Raw genomic sequence first — 14,589 nt, forward strand, 5'->3', positions numbered from 1 at the left:
GGGTCGTGCTGGTCCGGATCGTGCGGAGTTACTTGTTGGCGCCGAGCTCGATCGGCACGCCCACGAGGGAGCCGTACTCGGTCCACGAACCGTCGTAGTTCTTGACGTTCTCCTGGCCGAGCAGCTCGTGCAGCACGAACCAGGTGAGCGCGGAGCGCTCGCCGATGCGGCAGTACGCGATGGTGTCCTTCGACAGGTCGACCTGCTCGCCCTCGTACAGGGCCCGGAGCTCGTCGTCCGACTTGAAGGTGCCGTCGTCGTTGGCGTTCTTCGACCACGGGATGTTGCGGGCGCCCGGCACGTGGCCGGGGCGCTGGGACTGCTCCTGCGGGAGGTGCGCCGGGGCGAGCAGCTTGCCGCTGAACTCGTCGGGCGAACGCACGTCGACCAGGTTGAGGTTGCCGATCGCCTTCACGACGTCGTCGCGGTAGGCGCGGATCGACTCGTCCTGCGGCTTGGCCTGGTACTCGGTGGCCGGGCGGGACGGGATTTGGTCGCCGTCGACCAGGTCGCGGGAGTCGAGCTCCCACTTCTTGCGGCCGCCGTCGAGGAGCCGGACGTCCTGGTGGCCGTAGAGCTTGAAGTACCAGAACGCGTAGGACGCGAACCAGTTGTTGTTGCCGCCGTACAGCACCACGGTGGTGTCGTTGCCGATGCCCTTCTCGGACAGCAGCTTCTCGAAGCCGGCCTGGTCGATGAAGTCACGGCGGACCGGGTCCTGGAGGTCCTTGGTCCAGTCGATCCGGATCGCGTTCTTGATGTGGTTCTTCTCGTAGGCCGAGGTGTCCTCGTCGACCTCGACGAGCGCGACCTGCGGGTCGTCGATGTGGGCCTCGACCCAGTCGGCGTCTACCAGGACGTCACTGCGGCTCATTCTGTTCTCCTCCGGGGCAGTTTGCGGCGAGATGGTGCGTGATGCGGATGTACGGCGGCGCAAGGTGCGCGGCACACGTGCACAGGCGATCGGAAGGGGCCCGGACATCGGTCGAAGGGCCGGCGAGGAAAGCGGGAGGCCGAAGGCTCCGCTCAGACAGTGCGACAGAGCATGGCGGCGACACGGCACAGGTCGACTGCCCGCCGTTTCGTGAGATTCGCCCGTCCCCGCTGTGGGAGACCGCCCATGGAGCACTGCATGGGACCGATCGTAGGGAGGTACGGGCGGACATGTCACCGCCCTTTCGAATGGTGAGACGCGATCGTCCGCGATGCGAGACACTCCCGCGATTGCGTCATCCCTCGTACCCGTCCCCCACCACTGGAACACCCGTGCCATCTACGGACCGGACGCGTCCGTCTCACTATGTGGTGCACAGGGGTGCCGGGGCCCGGTCCGCTCGCGGCACTCGCGGCGGGAGGCTATCCGGCGAGCCGCACGTCCTTGCCCACGACCGATATCTCCACGCCCTCGGCGGTCGGCCGGATCTCCTTCAGCTCCAGCCCGCTCGGAAGGCCCCCGACCTCCCGCTCGAAGTCGGTCTTCTTGCGCACCAGGCCCTCCAGCCCCGGGATGCCCTCGCCCGGCACCTTGTCCGCACGCACCTTCAGGATGTGCCCGTCGACCAGGGTCACGGTGGAGCGGACACTGCGCGAGAGCGGGTTGCCGAGGACGTCGACCGTGCCGGTCACCTTCACCTTGCCGTCCCCGCCGTACGCGACGACGACGCCCTCGCCGGCGGCCTGCGTCAGGTCCTCGTACGAGATGAGGACGGTGCCAGTGGCCCGTGCGGCGGTGGCGCTGGAGTAGCCGTCGGCCAGCCTCACCTCGTGCAGCGCGGCGTTCATCCGGCTGATCCGGATCCTGCGGCCGTTGCTGTCGGTCTCGATGCCGGTGATCTCGACGTCGACCTCGTCCAGCTGCGAGCCGGCGACCTGCGTCAGGAACGGGAATCCCTTGATGGAGACGTCCGTCGAACCGATCGTGGCGCCGGTGACCTGGACCCGCCCCTCGACCTCCGACTCGGCGAACCACACCGCCACCCGGTCGACGGCGACGACCAGCAGTATTCGCAGTGCACGCATGCCCGCTCTTCCCCCACCCAGCGTTCGGCCGACGGCCCTCCGGTGCCCGTGCGCCCACGGTGGATGCACAGACACGCCCGAGGTGATCGACGAGCGGCCGCCCTCCTGCGGTTCCCGGGAGGGGGTGTGAGCGGGGCTACCCGAGCAGGCGCCCGATCAGATACACGGCAGGGGCCGCGGCGGTGAGCGGCAGCGCCACACCGGCTGTCATGTGGACGAACCGCGACGGGTAGTCGTAACTCGCCACCCGCAGCCCGATCAGCGCGCACCCGCCCGCCGCGAACCCGAGCAGCGCGGCCTGCGCCCCGAAGTCGGTGAGCGTCCCCGTCGCGGCACCGGCACCCGTGGCGACGAGCAGTGCCACCACGACCGAGGCCGGACCGGTCAGCGGCAGCGCGCGGACGAGCACCGCGACCGCGACGGCCACCCCGCCCACCGTCACCGCGTCCGGGACCGCCGCGAGGTGTCCGGCGGCCAGCACGGCGAGCGCGGCCGATGCGACGGTGGCCATCAGCCCCTGCATCCGCTCGTCGGCGCTCGCCCGGCTGCGCAGCTGGAGGACCACGGTGAGCAGCACCCAGATGCCCAGGGTGCCGAGGATGGCGGCCGGCCCGTTCTCACGGCCCGCGGCGAGCAGGGCGACGTCGGCGACGAACCCGCCGGCGAAGGCGAGCGCGATGCCCTGCCGGGCCGGCCACATGCCGTTGAGCCGGAACCAGCCCGCCGCGGTCACGGCCTGGAGCAGCACCAGGGGCACGACCAGGGCGTACGAACCGATCGCGGCACCGACGGCGAGCAGCAGTCCGAGCGCCGCGGTGATCCCGGCGGGCTGCATGCCCGGCGCGATGATCGGCGAGCGGCCCTCGGCGCGGGCGCGCTGGGCATCGGTGACGCGGCTGTTGCCGACGGTGGTGGGCGGGCCGTACCCGGTGTCGTCGAGCGCGGGCCCGGGGGCGGAGTGGTCCTCGCCGACGGGCGCGACCGGGGCCTCGGGAGGCAGCGGGTAGGAACCGGACGCCCCCGACGGCGGCTGCGGAGAGCCGGTTCGGGCGGCGTCCGGACCGGGCTGCCCGACCGGCCGGGCGGACTGGACGGCCGGCTGGTACTGGGTGTCCCAGGTCCGGCCCTCCCACGTCTGCGCGACAGCGGGGTCCTGCGGGCCGTGGCCGGCGCCGGCAGCGGGCTCCTGCGCGGGCCCGGCTGGCCACGCGGTCACCGGGGTCGCCCCGGGCGCCTGCTGCGGGTCGTACCTGCCGTGCGAGGCCTGGTACGGGTCCGGGTACGGGGCCTGCTGCCCGTACGCCTGCCCGCCGTAGGGCGACGGGTCGCCGTAAGGCTGCGGGTCGCCGTAAGGCTGCGCGCCGTGGGAGGGGTCGCCGTGGACCTGCTGCCCGTACGCCTGCTGTTGCGGCGCGTACGGCTGCTGCTGTTGCGGCGTGTACGGCTGCCCGCCGTAGGACTGTGCGCCGTAGGAGGGGTCGCCGTGGACCTGCTGCCCGTACGCCTGCTGCCCGCCGTAGGACGGGTCGCCGTACGTCTGCTGTCCGTACGCCTGCTGCCCGTACGCCTGCTGCCCGTACGGTTCCTGCCCGTGCCCCTGCGCGGGCTGCGGCTCCCGCCCGTCCGCCGGGTCGTGCCCGTACCCGTGGCCCGGGTCCTGTCCGTACGGATGCTGCTGATCGTTGCTGCTCATGTGCTGCGGTTCACCCTCCTGCGAACGGCGGGAGCACCTCGACCGTGCCGCCCTCGGCAAGGCGTACGGTCTCATGCCCGCGGGTCCCCACGGGATCACCGTCGATGAGGAACGAGCACCTTTGCAGCACTCGGGTGAGCTCACCGGGGTGCCGCTCGCGCACCGCGTCGAGCGCTTCGGCGAGGGTCGCGGCCGCGTACGGCTCCTCCGCGGTCCCGGCGGCGGCCTTGGCCGCGGCCCAGTAGCGGATCGTTCCCGCAGGCATGACGGCGCTCCTCTCGTCTCGCGTCAGCTGTCCATGATGAGTCACGGCGCCGTCGCCCAGTCGCCGATACGACCGAGCAGGCTCTCGTCCGCGGCGTTCTCGGCATGGCCCATGCCGTGTTCCAGCCACAGCTCGCCGCCGTCGCCCGCGGCGTCGGCCAGCATCCGGGGGTGGTCCAGCGGGAAGTACGGGTCCTGGTCCCCGTGCACGATCAGCAGCGGGGCGGGGGCTATCAGCCCGGCCGCCTCGACCGGCGAGAGCGGCACCGGGTTCCACTCCTTGCGGTCGATCCGGGTACCGAACCCGTACCGGCCGACCAGACGGCCCGTGGGCCGGGTGACCAGCCAGTGCAGACGGCGCATCGGGGCCGTGCCCCGGTAGTACCAGCGGGCGGGCGCACTCACCGCCACCACCGCGTCCGCGTGCGCCGGAGCGCCCGCCTCGTCCTGTCCCGCACGCCCCGCGGCCTCAGCGGCTGCCGTGCCGGACGCCGTCGGGGCCGTATACAGCGCCCCGTGCCGCAGCACCACGGAACCGCCCATCGAGAACCCCACGGTCACGACCCGCCGGTGCCCGAGCGCACGCGCCCATCGCACCGCGGCCGCCAGGTCCAGCACCTCGCGGTCGCCCACCGTCGACCGCCCGCCGGAGGCGCCGTGCCCCCGGAAGGAGAAGGTGATCACGGCCGCGTGCCGGGCGAACACCCCAGCCGCACGGCGCACCGCGGGCCGGTCCACCGATCCGGTGAAACCGTGCGCGATCACGATCGCGGCACGGTCGGAGGATGTTTCCGCGGCGGCCCCGACATCCGCCGTACACGGCTCGTACACCGCCTCGACGGGGATCCCGTCATCGGTCCGCAACGTGGTGCGCCGGGGGCCTGGCGTGATCAAAGGAACAGAGGAACTGCGAAATCGCCCCTCGGACACTGAACTCATGTGAGCTATTGTGCTGGGAAGAGGATCCGGGCAAAGCAGCCCCCGGGTCCTTTTGTGGTTTCCGAGCCTTGTTACGGCGACGTTTCCACAAGCTCAGCGGTCCCAGGGCGCGGGACCGCAGCGTAAATCCCGTATGACGAATGTCGCGCGGGAAGCAGGGCGAAAGCCAGCACGAAACGTACGAAGAAGTGCCGCATACTCCCCCGGGTCCCACGCCCGGGAGTGCCCCTCTCGCAGGGAACGAGGAGGACCGACGTAATGAGCGAGCGAACCGTGCACGACCCTCGACCGATGACCCGGGCAGGTGGGCCGCGATGAGTTCACTGCTGCTCCTGACGAATGCCCTTCAACCGTCGACGGAGGTGCTTCCGGCCCTCGGTCTCCTGCTGCACAGCGTGCGGGTGGCACCGGCCGAAGGCCCCGCCCTCGTCGACACCCCCGGTGCCGACATCATCCTGATCGACGGCCGCCGCGACCTGCCGCAGGTGCGGTCGCTGTGCCAGCTGCTGCGGTCCACCGGACCGGGCTGTCCGCTGATCCTCGTCGTGACGGAGGGCGGTCTCGCGGCCGTCACCGCCGACTGGGGCATCGACGACGTACTGCTGGACACGGCCGGACCCGCCGAGGTCGAGGCGCGGCTGCGGCTGGCCACGGGCCGGCAGCAGATCGGCGTCGACGACTCCCCGATGGAGATCCGCAACGGCGATCTGTCCGTCGACGAGGCCACGTACAGCGCGAAACTCAAGGGCCGGGTCCTGGACCTGACCTTCAAGGAATTCGAACTCCTCAAATATCTGGCGCAGCACCCCGGCCGGGTCTTCACCCGCGCCCAGCTGCTCCAGGAGGTCTGGGGCTATGACTACTTCGGCGGTACCCGGACGGTCGACGTCCATGTGCGGCGGCTGCGCGCCAAGCTCGGCCCCGAGCACGAGTCGCTGATCGGCACGGTCCGCAACGTCGGCTACCGCTTCGTCACACCGGAGAAGGTGGACCGGGCCGCCGAGGAGGCGAAGGCACAGGCCGGACAGGCGGCACAGGACGCCGAACAGGCGTCCGCCGCACCCGCCGCCCGCCCCGAGGAGCCGACGCCGGCCGGGGCCACGAAGGAAACCGCCCAGGCGCGGCCCGTCAACCGGTAGCGGTCGGCAGGCGGATCCGCCCGGATCCGCCTGCCGACCCTCCGGTCCATCCGCGTAGACTGCCGCGCGTGGCCAAGGTGACGCGGGACGATGTGGCACGACTGGCGGGTACGTCCACCGCCGTCGTCAGCTATGTCATCAACAATGGACCCCGGCCGGTCGCCCCGGCCACGCGCGAGCGGGTACTCGCCGCGATCAAGGAGCTGGGCTACCGGCCCGACCGGGTCGCCCAGGCCATGGCCTCGCGGCGGACCGACCTCATAGGCATGATCGTGCCGGACGCCCGGCAGCCGTTCTTCGCGGAGATGGCACACGCGGTCGAACAGGCCGCGGCCGAGCGCGGAAAGATGGTGCTCGTCGGCAACTCCGACTACCGCGACGAGCGCGAGGTCCACTATCTGCGGGCCTTCCTCGGGATGCGGGTCTCCGGACTGATCCTGGTCAGCCAGGGCCCGAGCGAACGGGCCGCGGCCGAGATCGACGCATGGGACGCCCGGGTCGTGCTGCTGCACGAGCGGCCCGAGGCGATCGATGACGTCGCGGTCGTCACGGACGACATCGGCGGCGCCCAGCTCGCCACCCGCCACCTGCTGGAGCACGGCAACGCGTACGTGGCGTGCCTCGGCGGCATGGAGTCGACCCCGGCGGTCGGCGACCCGGTCGCCGACCATGTCGAGGGCTGGCGGCGCGCGATGCACGAGTCGGGCCGCTCGACGGAGGGCCTCCTCTTCCAGGCTCCGTACAACCGTTACGACGCCTACCAGGTGGCACTGAAGCTGCTCGCGGGGCCGAACAGGCCGCCGGCGATCTTCTGCTCCACGGACGACCAGGCCATCGGGGTGCTGCGGGCCGCACGTGAACTGCGGATCGATGTTCCCGGGGAACTCGCCGTGGCGGGCTTCGACGACGTGAAGGAAGCCGGACTGACCGATCCGCCGCTGACGACGGTCTCCTCGGACCGCCCGGCGATGGCACGGGCGGCCGTGGACCTGGTGCTCGACGACTCGCTGCGGGTGGCGGGATCGCGTCGGGAGCGGCTGAAGCAGTTCCCGTCGGCGCTGGTGATCCGGCGCTCCTGCGGCTGCGGCTGACCGGGCGCGGCGGGTCGGCCCCACGCGGCCGGGTACCGCGCTCCCGTCCCACGCGGGCCCCCTCGCCTCGCACGCGCGTTCCCGTCGCGCGCACCCTTCCGCCGCCCCCTTATATGGGGCATACAAGGTTCTGCCGGGCTTCTCAGCACCGGCTCAGGCTTCTCTCATATTCGGCGGACAGGCTCTTGGGTATGACAGAGAGCCAGCGCCCGAGCGGCGAGTACCCGATGTACCCCTCGTACGGCAACGGTGACGCGTCCTACCCGCCACCGCCGTCCTACCAGCCCGAGCAGCCGATCATGACGGCCCCCGGAACCATGGTGTGGCCGGGCGGCGGCAGCCACGGCGGCGGAGACGGCGGCTACGGCGCCGCCCTCCCCCAGCCGGCCCCCGAACCCGCCGCACCCCGGCGCCGGGTCAAGCGCCCGGTGGCCCTCCTCGCGGCCGTGGCGATCGCGGCAGCGGTCGTCGGCGGCGGCACCGCCACCGCCATCGCCGAACTCACCGGCAACGGCTCGAACAGCACGAGCAGCATCATCCCCGGCACCACCGTCTCGCAGAGCAGCAAGGGCACCGTCTCCGGTGTCGCCAAGGCCGTCTCGCCGATGATCGTCGAGATCAGCGCGACCTCGACCTCGGGCGAGTCCACCGGGTCCGGCGTGATCATCACATCCGACGGCGAGGTCGTCACCAACAACCACGTCATCTCCGGCGCCTCGTCGATCAAGGTGACGCTCAGCACCGGTAAGTCGTACACCGCCGACGTCGTCGGCACCGACGCCGACAAGGACCTCGCGCTCATCAAGCTCCAGGGCGCGAGCGGGCTGAAGACGGCCACGCTGGGTGACTCCTCCGCGGTCGCGGTCGGCGACCAGGTCGTCGCGATCGGCTCCCCCGAGGGCCTCACCGGCACCGTCACCAGCGGCATCGTCTCCGCCCTCAACCGCGATGTCACCGTCGCCAAGGACGACGACACCGACCAGAGCCAGAGCCAGGACCAGTACGGACAGGGCAACAGCCAGCAGTGGCCGTTCGAGTTCGGCGGTCAGCAGTTCAACGGCGACACCGGCAGCTCCACCACCACGTACAAGGCCATCCAGACCGACGCCTCCCTCAACCCCGGTAACTCCGGCGGCGCGCTGATCAACATGAACGGCGAGATCATCGGCATCAACTCCGCCATGTACTCGGCGAGTTCATCCAGCAGCTCAAGCAGCGCGGGCAGCGTGGGCCTCGGCTTCGCGATCCCGGTGAACACGCTCAAGGCCGACCTCGACACCCTGCGGGCCGGCAACGGCTCCTGAGGAGACAGCCATGCACCACCCCGCACACACCCCCACCGGTCCGGCCGACCTGGCCCTCCCGCTCGCCCTCCTCGCGCAAGGGTCGGCCGGACCGGACGCCGGGACCTCCCGCACCCCCGAGGTCCGCACCTCCACGAGCCGCAGACGCCGAGCCGCGCGACGCCGGGCCGCGGCCGTGCGAGGCTGAAAGCAGCCCCCGGACGCCCGGAACGAGAAGAGGAACCAAGCGATGAGTGCCGCCGAAGACGATCCGCAACGCATCCTGATCGTCGACGACGAGCCCGCCGTGCGCGAGGCCCTGCAACGCAGTCTCGCGTTCGAGGGGTACGGCACCGAGGTCGCCGTCGACGGCCTCGACGCCCTCGCCAGGGCGGAGACGTACGCCCCCGACCTCATCGTCCTCGACATCCAGATGCCGCGGATGGACGGGCTGACGGCGGCCCGTCGGCTCCGCTCCGCGGGCACCACCACCCCCATCCTGATGCTCACCGCCCGCGACACCGTCGGCGACCGGGTCACCGGTCTCGACGCGGGCGCCGACGACTACCTCGTCAAGCCCTTCGAACTGGACGAGCTCTTCGCCCGTATACGGGCCCTGCTGCGCCGCAGCTCCTACGCCGCCCCGGCGGGCGGCAGCACCGTCGACGACCAGGTGCTGTCCTTCGCCGACCTGCGGATGAACCTGGCCACCCGCGAGGTCACCCGGGGGACCCGCCGGGTCGAGCTGACCCGTACCGAGTTCACCCTGATGGAGATGTTCCTGGCCCACCCCCGGCAGGTGCTGACCCGCGAGCAGATCCTCAAGGCGGTATGGGGCTTCGACTTCGAACCGAGCTCCAACTCCCTGGACGTGTACGTGATGTACCTGCGCCGCAAGACGGAAGCGGGCGGCGAACCGCGACTCGTGCACACGGTGCGGGGCGTCGGCTACGCACTCCGCTCCGGCGGCGGTGACGGATGACCAGGCCCCTGAAACAGCTGCGCGCCCTGCCGCTGCGCTCCCGCCTCGCCCTGCTGGTGGCGGCGGCGGTGGCGGTCGCGGTGGCGGCGGTCGCGGCCGCCTGCTGGGTCGTGACGAAGACACAGCTGGACCGGCAGTTGGACAACTCGCTGCGCAGCTCCCAGGTCGATGAGAGGTACCTGTCGGGGCTGTACAACTACTGCCGCGGCACCAGCTCGGTGCTGCCCCCGTCGTTCACCGGGTACACCGTTCAGCTCGTCGACTCCCGTGGCACCGTGTGCATCGAGCCGAACGCGTCGGTGCTCTCCGTGAGCTCCGCCGACATCGCGGTGGCCGACGGGCGAAAGCCCTACGCCCTGCACTCGACGAAGGCCGAGGACGGGACGCGGATGCGCGTCTACACGTACTCGCTGAGGCGGGCCACGCCCCCGAGCGGTGGGACGTCGGGCCAGATCGCCGTCTCCATCGCCCGTCCGCTGAGCGAGGTCGACAAGCCTCTCTCCACCCTCGCCTGGGTGTTGCTGGTCGTCTCCGGTATCGGCGTCATCGGCGCCGGAGCGGCCGGCCTGTGGATCGCCCGTTCCGGCCTGCGCCCCGTCGACGAACTCACCGAGGCCGTCGAACACGTCGCCCGCACCGAGGACCTCACCATCCGCATCCCGGTGGAGGGCGAGGACGAGATCGCGCGGCTGTCCCGCTCCTTCAACACCATGACCGCCTCCCTCGCCAGCTCCCGCGACCGCCAGGCCCAGCTCATCGCCGACGCGGGTCACGAACTGCGCACCCCGCTGACGTCCCTCCGTACCAATATCGAGCTCCTCGCCCGCAGCGACGCCACCGGCCGGGCCATCCCGCCGGACGACCGCCGGGCCCTGATGACCTCGGTCAAGGCACAGATGACCGAACTGGCCTCGCTCATCGGCGACCTCCAGGAACTGTCCCGCCCCGACGCGGCGAGCCCCGGCCCCCTTCAGGTCGTCGGCCTGCACGACATCGCGGACGCGGCCCTGGAACGGGCCCGCCTGCGCGGCCCCGAACTGACGATCAGGGCCGACCTCACCCCCTGGTACGTACGGGCCGAACCGGCGGCACTGGAGCGGGCCGTGGTCAACATCCTGGACAACGCGGTCAAGTTCAGCCCGCCCGGCGGCTCGATCGAGGTCGAGCTGCGGAACGGCGAACTGACCGTACGGGACCACGGCCCCGGCATCCCCGCGGAGGACCTCCCCCACGTCTTCGAACGTTTCTGGCGCTCCCCGTCCGCCCGCCAGCTCCCCGGCTCCGGCCTCGGCCTGTCGATCGTCGCCCGCACCATCCAGCAGGCGGGCGGCGAGGTCGACCTGCGCCCGGCGGAGGGCGACGGCACGATCGCGTCGATCCGCCTGCCGGGAGCACCGCAGCTGCCCCCGGAACACTGAGGCGGGGGCGGGCTGCGCCGCGCTCCGGGCCCGACCCGGCAGGGATCAGAGCCGACGACGGAACTCGGCAGCGGACTGCGGCGCAACCCGGTGCCCGAGCATCGCGCAATTCGAAAGAAACGCAAGCAGCAGGTGTGGACAAGGGAACTGCTCCCCGCCGCAGTGCGCGTCAGCAGCGAGCAACAGCCAGACTGACGACGTAGCGCTCCTCCACCGTCCCGTGGGGAAAGAGGCAGGTCAGCAGGTCTCGCTCCGCATCCAGGAACGTCTTGGTGCCCTTCTCCCCGAGCATCAGGAAGTCGGAGTAGCTGGCGAGGTTCGCGAGATGTGTATCGAGTGGGACGGTCCGGGTCCACCGCACCTGGCGGGTCGCGAAGTCGAGTTCGGTTGGCAGTCCGCGGAATCGGGCCATCGGATCGGGTTCGCTGTCGTCGGCGCCGAAGAGACGCCGAAGGCGAGCGTCCTGGTCGGCTATCCAGGAGACCGTGCTGTCCGAGTCGTTCCACCAGAGGGCGAGCGCACCCCCGGGGCGAAGCACACGGAGTGCTTCCGGGACGGATCTGCGCTGGTCCGTCCAGTGCCAGGCCTGGGCATAGGTGAGGATGTCGATCGCCCCGGAGGCCAGTGGCAGGTTGTTGCCATCCCCGAGCACAAGAGGGACCTCGGGCAGCCCGAGGCGGAACTGGGAGGCCATTCCTTGGCCGGGTTCCACCGCGATGACGCGTGCACCACGGGCATGGAGGAGGGCGGTCGCCAGTCCGGTACCGGCACCGATGTCAGCGACCCGAGCGCCCCTGAGGGGGCGGTCGGCAAGTTCTTCGACGGCATCGATCAGATCGGGCGGGTAAGAAGGGCGGTGTGCGGCATAGTTGACGGCGGCCTGGTCGAAGGAACGGGCCTGTGAGGTGGTCGTCATGGTGCCATCCTCGGCAACCGAAGCCGCCTGACGCAGTGCTTTACCGCGATCGCGGAAGCGGCGATGAGTTCCCCCGACCCGGGAAGTCTCACCATCGTTGTCCGACAACATCGGAGGAACACATGGCTCAGCTCTTGAGAGTTCAGAACTTCTCTGTCTCAAGTGACGGTATCGGGGCCGGTGAGGACCAGACCCTGGAGAATCCGTTCGGCCACGTCCAACCCGAGAGGCTGTTCTCCTGGGCTGGTGCCACAGCGAGCTGGCCCATGCGCACCGATCCCGGGGGCAGCCGGGGCCTCGACGACTACCTCACCCGGGACTTCGCACGCAACATCGGTGCCGAGATCATGGGGCGCAACAAGTTCGGTCCCCAGCGCGGTCCTTGGCAGGATCACGAGTGGCGCGGGTGGTGGGGTGACGAGCCTCCGTTCCACACCCCGGTGTTCGTCCTGACCCACCACAAGCGTCCGTCGATCAGGCTCTCCGACACCACGTTCCACTTCGTCGACGGCGACCCGGCCACGGTCCTCAAGCAGGCCCGGGAGGCGGCGCAGGGCAAGGACGTCCGGCTCGGCGGCGGGGTCACCACCGTCCGGGAGTTCCTCGATGCCGACCTCGTCGACACCCTGCATGTGGCGGTCTCGCCGGTGAAGCTCGGGACCGGGCTGCGCCTGTGGGAGTCACCCGAGGAGCTGCTCGACCGGTTCCACCTGGAGGTCGTGCCCAGCCCGAGCGGCGTGACGCACCACTTGTTCTGGCGGAAGTGACCGGTCCTCCGCACGCGGCGAGGAGATGCCGGAGCATGCTCCGGCCCACCGCCCCGTTTCAGCACATGCAGCAGAGCACGGCGCCCGCCGGGCACCGCCTCAGACGCCCGGCGGGCGGTACGTGAGCAGGTCGCCCGGCTGGCAGTCGAGGACCTCGCAGATACGGGTCAGCGTGGTGAAGCGGATCGCGCGAGCCCGGCCGTTCTTCAGGATGGACAGGTTCACATTGGTCACGCCGACCCGGGAGGCGAGCTCCGCGAGGCTCATGCCGCGCTCGTCGAGCATGCGGTCGAGGTGGACTTCGATCGCATGGTTTTCCTGGTCGTCCGAGCCCATCAGACCGTCCCTTCCAGATCCTCCCGCATGGTCACCCCGGCATGCATGATGCGGGCGAACGTAAGGATGCCCAGGGCCGTGAAGACAAGTGTGTAGGGCGCCTGCATGGCTCCCAGCCAGCTTTCCGCGTCGAAGGTGTAGTCCTGGGCCAGAGTCGCCAGCATCGCCGCGTCCGCGCCGGCTTCCACCGCCCGCGCGACCAGGGAGCCGAGCAGCAGCCACCAGCCCGCCGCCCGCAGGTACGTGACGGTCTGTGCGGTGAAGACGCCGTCGCGGGACGCACTCTGTATCAAGCGGTTGAGCAGGAACAGGATGCCCAGGAGCAGCAGCCACGACGGGAAGTCGCCGAGGAGGTCGTACAGCCGCTGGACACCATCGGGGTGATCGGAGCAGTAGGTCGGGCGGACCATGACCCCGGCCCCCGCACGGGGCTGCGTCATGGTGGTGAGCTCGTCCGCGCTGAAGTCCGAGCGGGATTCGGCGCACACGACCGCGCTGCTCCAGAACGGGCGCAGCCGGGAGCCGACCAAGGGTCCCACGGCGCCGATGATGAGGCCCGCGAGCATCAGCCGGTACACGCCCCGGACCACCGTGGCGACCGGCTCCAGCAGCCTGGCCTCGGAGCGGTCACCGCTCGACGGCTGTGCGTCCGGCGACGTAGTTCTCGTGATTCCCCACATCAGCAACTGCCCCCTGTATCGAATATCGATGGTATCGATTAACGATAAGAACGGGTGGGCGGCGAGTCAACCCTTCCGGGACGCCCGTCCACCAGCCCGCACGGGGCCCCACGCCCCTCCCTTGCTCAGGCGGGGGACGTCACGCCGCAACGCCGCGCGCGGAAGCTCCTTCCACCACTGCGGCATGAGCCTTTACGGTGCGTCCTGGCCCCGTTCCCGCCTTCCTGCGACCCCTGAGTGGAGAAGCGAGTCGATATGCCCGCCGAACAACAGTCATCCACGGTGCGTCAGATACTCCGGAGCCTCGCTGTGTTCGCGGGAGAGCTGCCCGAGTTCCATCCGCAGGCGGCTCCCGGAACGCCCCAGGAGCTGTTCACCGCCTGGCTGACGGAGGCCATCGCGGCGGGTGTGCGCGAACCGCACGCCATGACGCTGTCGACCGCGGGAGTGGACGGCACGCCCTCGGCCCGGGTGCTCCTGTTGAAGGACGTGGGCGTGGGCGGCTGGAGCTTCGCGGCCCATGCGGCCAGCCCCAAGGGCCGGGAGCTGGCGGGTACGCCCGCGGCGGCGCTCACGTTCTACTGGCCGCAGCAGGCCCGCCAGGTGCGGTTGCGCGGCCCGGTCGCGCCCGAGAGCCCCGAGCTCAGCGCCCAGGACTTCCTCGCTCGCCCCCTGGGCTCCCGCGCGGAGGCACTCGTGGGCATGCAGAGCCGCCCGCTCGACGACCCGAAGAACATCCTCGCCGCCACCGAGGAGTCACTCGCCCGCCTGGAGCGCGAGCCGGACCTCGTGGCCGCGGAGTGGACCCTGTACACGGTGAGCCCGCAGAGCGTGGAGTTCTGGCAGGGCGACAAGCAGCGCAAGCACACCCGGCTCGCCTACCTCCGCTCCGACGACGGTTGGGACAAGCAGCTGCTGTGGCCGTGATCCGGGGTTCACGCGTTTCGACAGCAGTCGGCCTCCGCGGCTGAGCCGGCCGTGGCACCCTCGGCACGGCCGCGGAGTCGCGCCGCGGGGTCGAATTCCGCGACCGTGGATTCGGCCCCGTTCTCCTGTGCAAGC

17 protein-coding genes are annotated in these 14,589 nt (G+C 70.8%); 8 read left to right on the forward strand and 9 right to left on the reverse strand.

Features of this window, described 5'->3' with window-relative positions:
- Positions 1-28 precede the first annotated feature (28 nt).
- The 6 genes from AB0L71_RS24815 to AB0L71_RS24840 all read right to left on the reverse strand — a co-directional run bounded on the left by AB0L71_RS24815 (position 29) and on the right by AB0L71_RS24840 (position 4,840).
- Positions 29-874: a sulfurtransferase gene (locus tag AB0L71_RS24815; protein WP_365246869.1), complete on the reverse strand. Its 846-nt coding sequence runs from the start codon at positions 872-874 to the stop codon at positions 29-31.
- A gap of 152 nt (positions 875-1,026) precedes the next feature.
- Positions 1,027-1,134 (reverse strand): putative leader peptide, encoded by a 108-nt coding sequence (locus tag AB0L71_RS24820; protein ID WP_365246871.1) that lies wholly within the window; start codon positions 1,132-1,134, stop codon positions 1,027-1,029.
- A 222-nt stretch (positions 1,135-1,356) separates the two neighbouring features.
- The gene (locus AB0L71_RS24825) at positions 1,357-2,019 is read right to left on the reverse strand and encodes a DUF2993 domain-containing protein (RefSeq protein WP_365246873.1); all 663 of its coding nucleotides are present in this window, start codon (positions 2,017-2,019) and stop codon (positions 1,357-1,359) included.
- Between the two features lie 136 nt (positions 2,020-2,155).
- Positions 2,156-3,712 (reverse strand): hypothetical protein, encoded by a 1,557-nt coding sequence (locus tag AB0L71_RS24830; RefSeq protein ID WP_365246875.1) that lies wholly within the window; start codon positions 3,710-3,712, stop codon positions 2,156-2,158.
- A gap of 10 nt (positions 3,713-3,722) precedes the next feature.
- Positions 3,723-3,977, reverse strand: a complete 255-nt coding sequence (locus tag AB0L71_RS24835) for a MoaD/ThiS family protein (protein ID WP_267004405.1) — start codon at positions 3,975-3,977, stop codon at positions 3,723-3,725.
- A gap of 41 nt (positions 3,978-4,018) precedes the next feature.
- Positions 4,019-4,840: an alpha/beta fold hydrolase gene (locus AB0L71_RS24840; protein ID WP_365246991.1), complete on the reverse strand. Its 822-nt coding sequence runs from the start codon at positions 4,838-4,840 to the stop codon at positions 4,019-4,021.
- 389 nt (positions 4,841-5,229) lie between these two features.
- On the opposite strand from AB0L71_RS24840, the gene AB0L71_RS24845 reads away from it, so the two are divergent.
- From AB0L71_RS24845 to AB0L71_RS24870, 6 genes are all read left to right on the forward strand, one after another.
- Positions 5,230-6,054 carry a response regulator transcription factor gene (locus AB0L71_RS24845; RefSeq protein ID WP_365246877.1) on the forward strand — a complete coding sequence of 275 codons (825 nt, stop codon included), beginning with the start codon at positions 5,230-5,232 and terminating at the stop codon, positions 6,052-6,054.
- 68 nt (positions 6,055-6,122) lie between these two features.
- Positions 6,123-7,145: a LacI family DNA-binding transcriptional regulator gene (locus AB0L71_RS24850; RefSeq protein WP_365246879.1), complete on the forward strand. Its 1,023-nt coding sequence runs from the start codon at positions 6,123-6,125 to the stop codon at positions 7,143-7,145.
- A gap of 191 nt (positions 7,146-7,336) precedes the next feature.
- Positions 7,337-8,449 carry a trypsin-like peptidase domain-containing protein gene (locus AB0L71_RS24855; protein WP_365246881.1) on the forward strand — a complete coding sequence of 371 codons (1,113 nt, stop codon included), beginning with the start codon at positions 7,337-7,339 and terminating at the stop codon, positions 8,447-8,449.
- Positions 8,450-8,459: 10 nt separating this feature from the next.
- The gene (locus tag AB0L71_RS24860) at positions 8,460-8,636 is read left to right on the forward strand and encodes a hypothetical protein (protein ID WP_365246883.1); all 177 of its coding nucleotides are present in this window, start codon (positions 8,460-8,462) and stop codon (positions 8,634-8,636) included.
- A 42-nt stretch (positions 8,637-8,678) separates the two neighbouring features.
- Positions 8,679-9,410 (forward strand): response regulator transcription factor, encoded by a 732-nt coding sequence (locus tag AB0L71_RS24865; protein ID WP_365246885.1) that lies wholly within the window; start codon positions 8,679-8,681, stop codon positions 9,408-9,410.
- Complete coding sequence (locus AB0L71_RS24870; RefSeq protein WP_365246887.1) at positions 9,407-10,828, forward strand: HAMP domain-containing sensor histidine kinase; 1,422 nt, start codon at positions 9,407-9,409, stop codon at positions 10,826-10,828. Before AB0L71_RS24865 ends, AB0L71_RS24870 begins: the two co-directional genes overlap by 4 nt.
- Positions 10,829-10,997: 169 nt before the next feature.
- Here the strand turns inward: AB0L71_RS24870 and AB0L71_RS24875 are convergent, their stop codons facing one another.
- A complete protein-coding gene (locus AB0L71_RS24875; protein WP_365246889.1) occupies positions 10,998-11,744 on the reverse strand; it encodes a class I SAM-dependent methyltransferase in 747 nt (248 codons plus the stop codon).
- Positions 11,745-11,866: 122 nt separating this feature from the next.
- On the opposite strand from AB0L71_RS24875, the gene AB0L71_RS24880 reads away from it, so the two are divergent.
- A complete protein-coding gene (locus tag AB0L71_RS24880) occupies positions 11,867-12,511 on the forward strand; it encodes a dihydrofolate reductase family protein (RefSeq protein ID WP_365246891.1) in 645 nt (214 codons plus the stop codon).
- Between the two features lie 99 nt (positions 12,512-12,610).
- On the opposite strand, the gene AB0L71_RS24885 is transcribed toward AB0L71_RS24880, so the two are convergent.
- Positions 12,611-12,847, reverse strand: coding sequence for a helix-turn-helix transcriptional regulator (locus AB0L71_RS24885; protein WP_365246893.1), 237 nt, complete (start codon positions 12,845-12,847; stop codon positions 12,611-12,613).
- A complete protein-coding gene (locus AB0L71_RS24890; RefSeq protein ID WP_365246895.1) occupies positions 12,847-13,527 on the reverse strand; it encodes a DUF2975 domain-containing protein in 681 nt (226 codons plus the stop codon). Before AB0L71_RS24890 ends, AB0L71_RS24885 begins: the two co-directional genes overlap by 1 nt.
- 255 nt (positions 13,528-13,782) lie before the next feature.
- Between AB0L71_RS24890 and AB0L71_RS24895 the strand changes: the two genes are divergently transcribed.
- A complete protein-coding gene (locus tag AB0L71_RS24895; protein ID WP_365246897.1) occupies positions 13,783-14,454 on the forward strand; it encodes a pyridoxal 5'-phosphate synthase in 672 nt (223 codons plus the stop codon).
- Positions 14,455-14,589 lie beyond the last annotated feature (135 nt).

The sequence above is a fragment of the Streptomyces sp. NPDC052052 genome, assembly GCF_040680455.1.
Classification (GTDB): domain Bacteria; phylum Actinomycetota; class Actinomycetes; order Streptomycetales; family Streptomycetaceae; genus Streptomyces.

What these genes read in the sequence shown, in the direction of transcription:
- AB0L71_RS24815 (WP_365246869.1), bottom strand. Translation starts at nt 874, where the DNA reads ATGAGCCGCAGTGACGTCCTGGTAGACGCCGACTGGGTCGAGGCCCAC.
- AB0L71_RS24820 (WP_365246871.1), bottom strand. Translation starts at nt 1,134, where the DNA reads ATGCAGTGCTCCATGGGCGGTCTCCCACAGCGGGGACGGGCGAATCTC.
- AB0L71_RS24825 (WP_365246873.1), bottom strand. Translation starts at nt 2,019, where the DNA reads ATGCGTGCACTGCGAATACTGCTGGTCGTCGCCGTCGACCGGGTGGCG.
- AB0L71_RS24830 (WP_365246875.1), bottom strand. Translation starts at nt 3,712, where the DNA reads ATGAGCAGCAACGATCAGCAGCATCCGTACGGACAGGACCCGGGCCAC.
- AB0L71_RS24835 (WP_267004405.1), bottom strand. Translation starts at nt 3,977, where the DNA reads ATGCCTGCGGGAACGATCCGCTACTGGGCCGCGGCCAAGGCCGCCGCC.
- AB0L71_RS24845 (WP_365246877.1), top strand. Translation starts at nt 5,230, where the DNA reads ATGAGTTCACTGCTGCTCCTGACGAATGCCCTTCAACCGTCGACGGAG.
- AB0L71_RS24855 (WP_365246881.1), top strand. Translation starts at nt 7,337, where the DNA reads ATGACAGAGAGCCAGCGCCCGAGCGGCGAGTACCCGATGTACCCCTCG.
- AB0L71_RS24860 (WP_365246883.1), top strand. Translation starts at nt 8,460, where the DNA reads ATGCACCACCCCGCACACACCCCCACCGGTCCGGCCGACCTGGCCCTC.
- AB0L71_RS24865 (WP_365246885.1), top strand. Translation starts at nt 8,679, where the DNA reads ATGAGTGCCGCCGAAGACGATCCGCAACGCATCCTGATCGTCGACGAC.
- AB0L71_RS24870 (WP_365246887.1), top strand. Translation starts at nt 9,407, where the DNA reads ATGACCAGGCCCCTGAAACAGCTGCGCGCCCTGCCGCTGCGCTCCCGC.
- AB0L71_RS24875 (WP_365246889.1), bottom strand. Translation starts at nt 11,744, where the DNA reads ATGACGACCACCTCACAGGCCCGTTCCTTCGACCAGGCCGCCGTCAAC.
- AB0L71_RS24880 (WP_365246891.1), top strand. Translation starts at nt 11,867, where the DNA reads ATGGCTCAGCTCTTGAGAGTTCAGAACTTCTCTGTCTCAAGTGACGGT.
- AB0L71_RS24885 (WP_365246893.1), bottom strand. Translation starts at nt 12,847, where the DNA reads ATGGGCTCGGACGACCAGGAAAACCATGCGATCGAAGTCCACCTCGAC.
- AB0L71_RS24890 (WP_365246895.1), bottom strand. Translation starts at nt 13,527, where the DNA reads ATGTGGGGAATCACGAGAACTACGTCGCCGGACGCACAGCCGTCGAGC.
- AB0L71_RS24895 (WP_365246897.1), top strand. Translation starts at nt 13,783, where the DNA reads ATGCCCGCCGAACAACAGTCATCCACGGTGCGTCAGATACTCCGGAGC.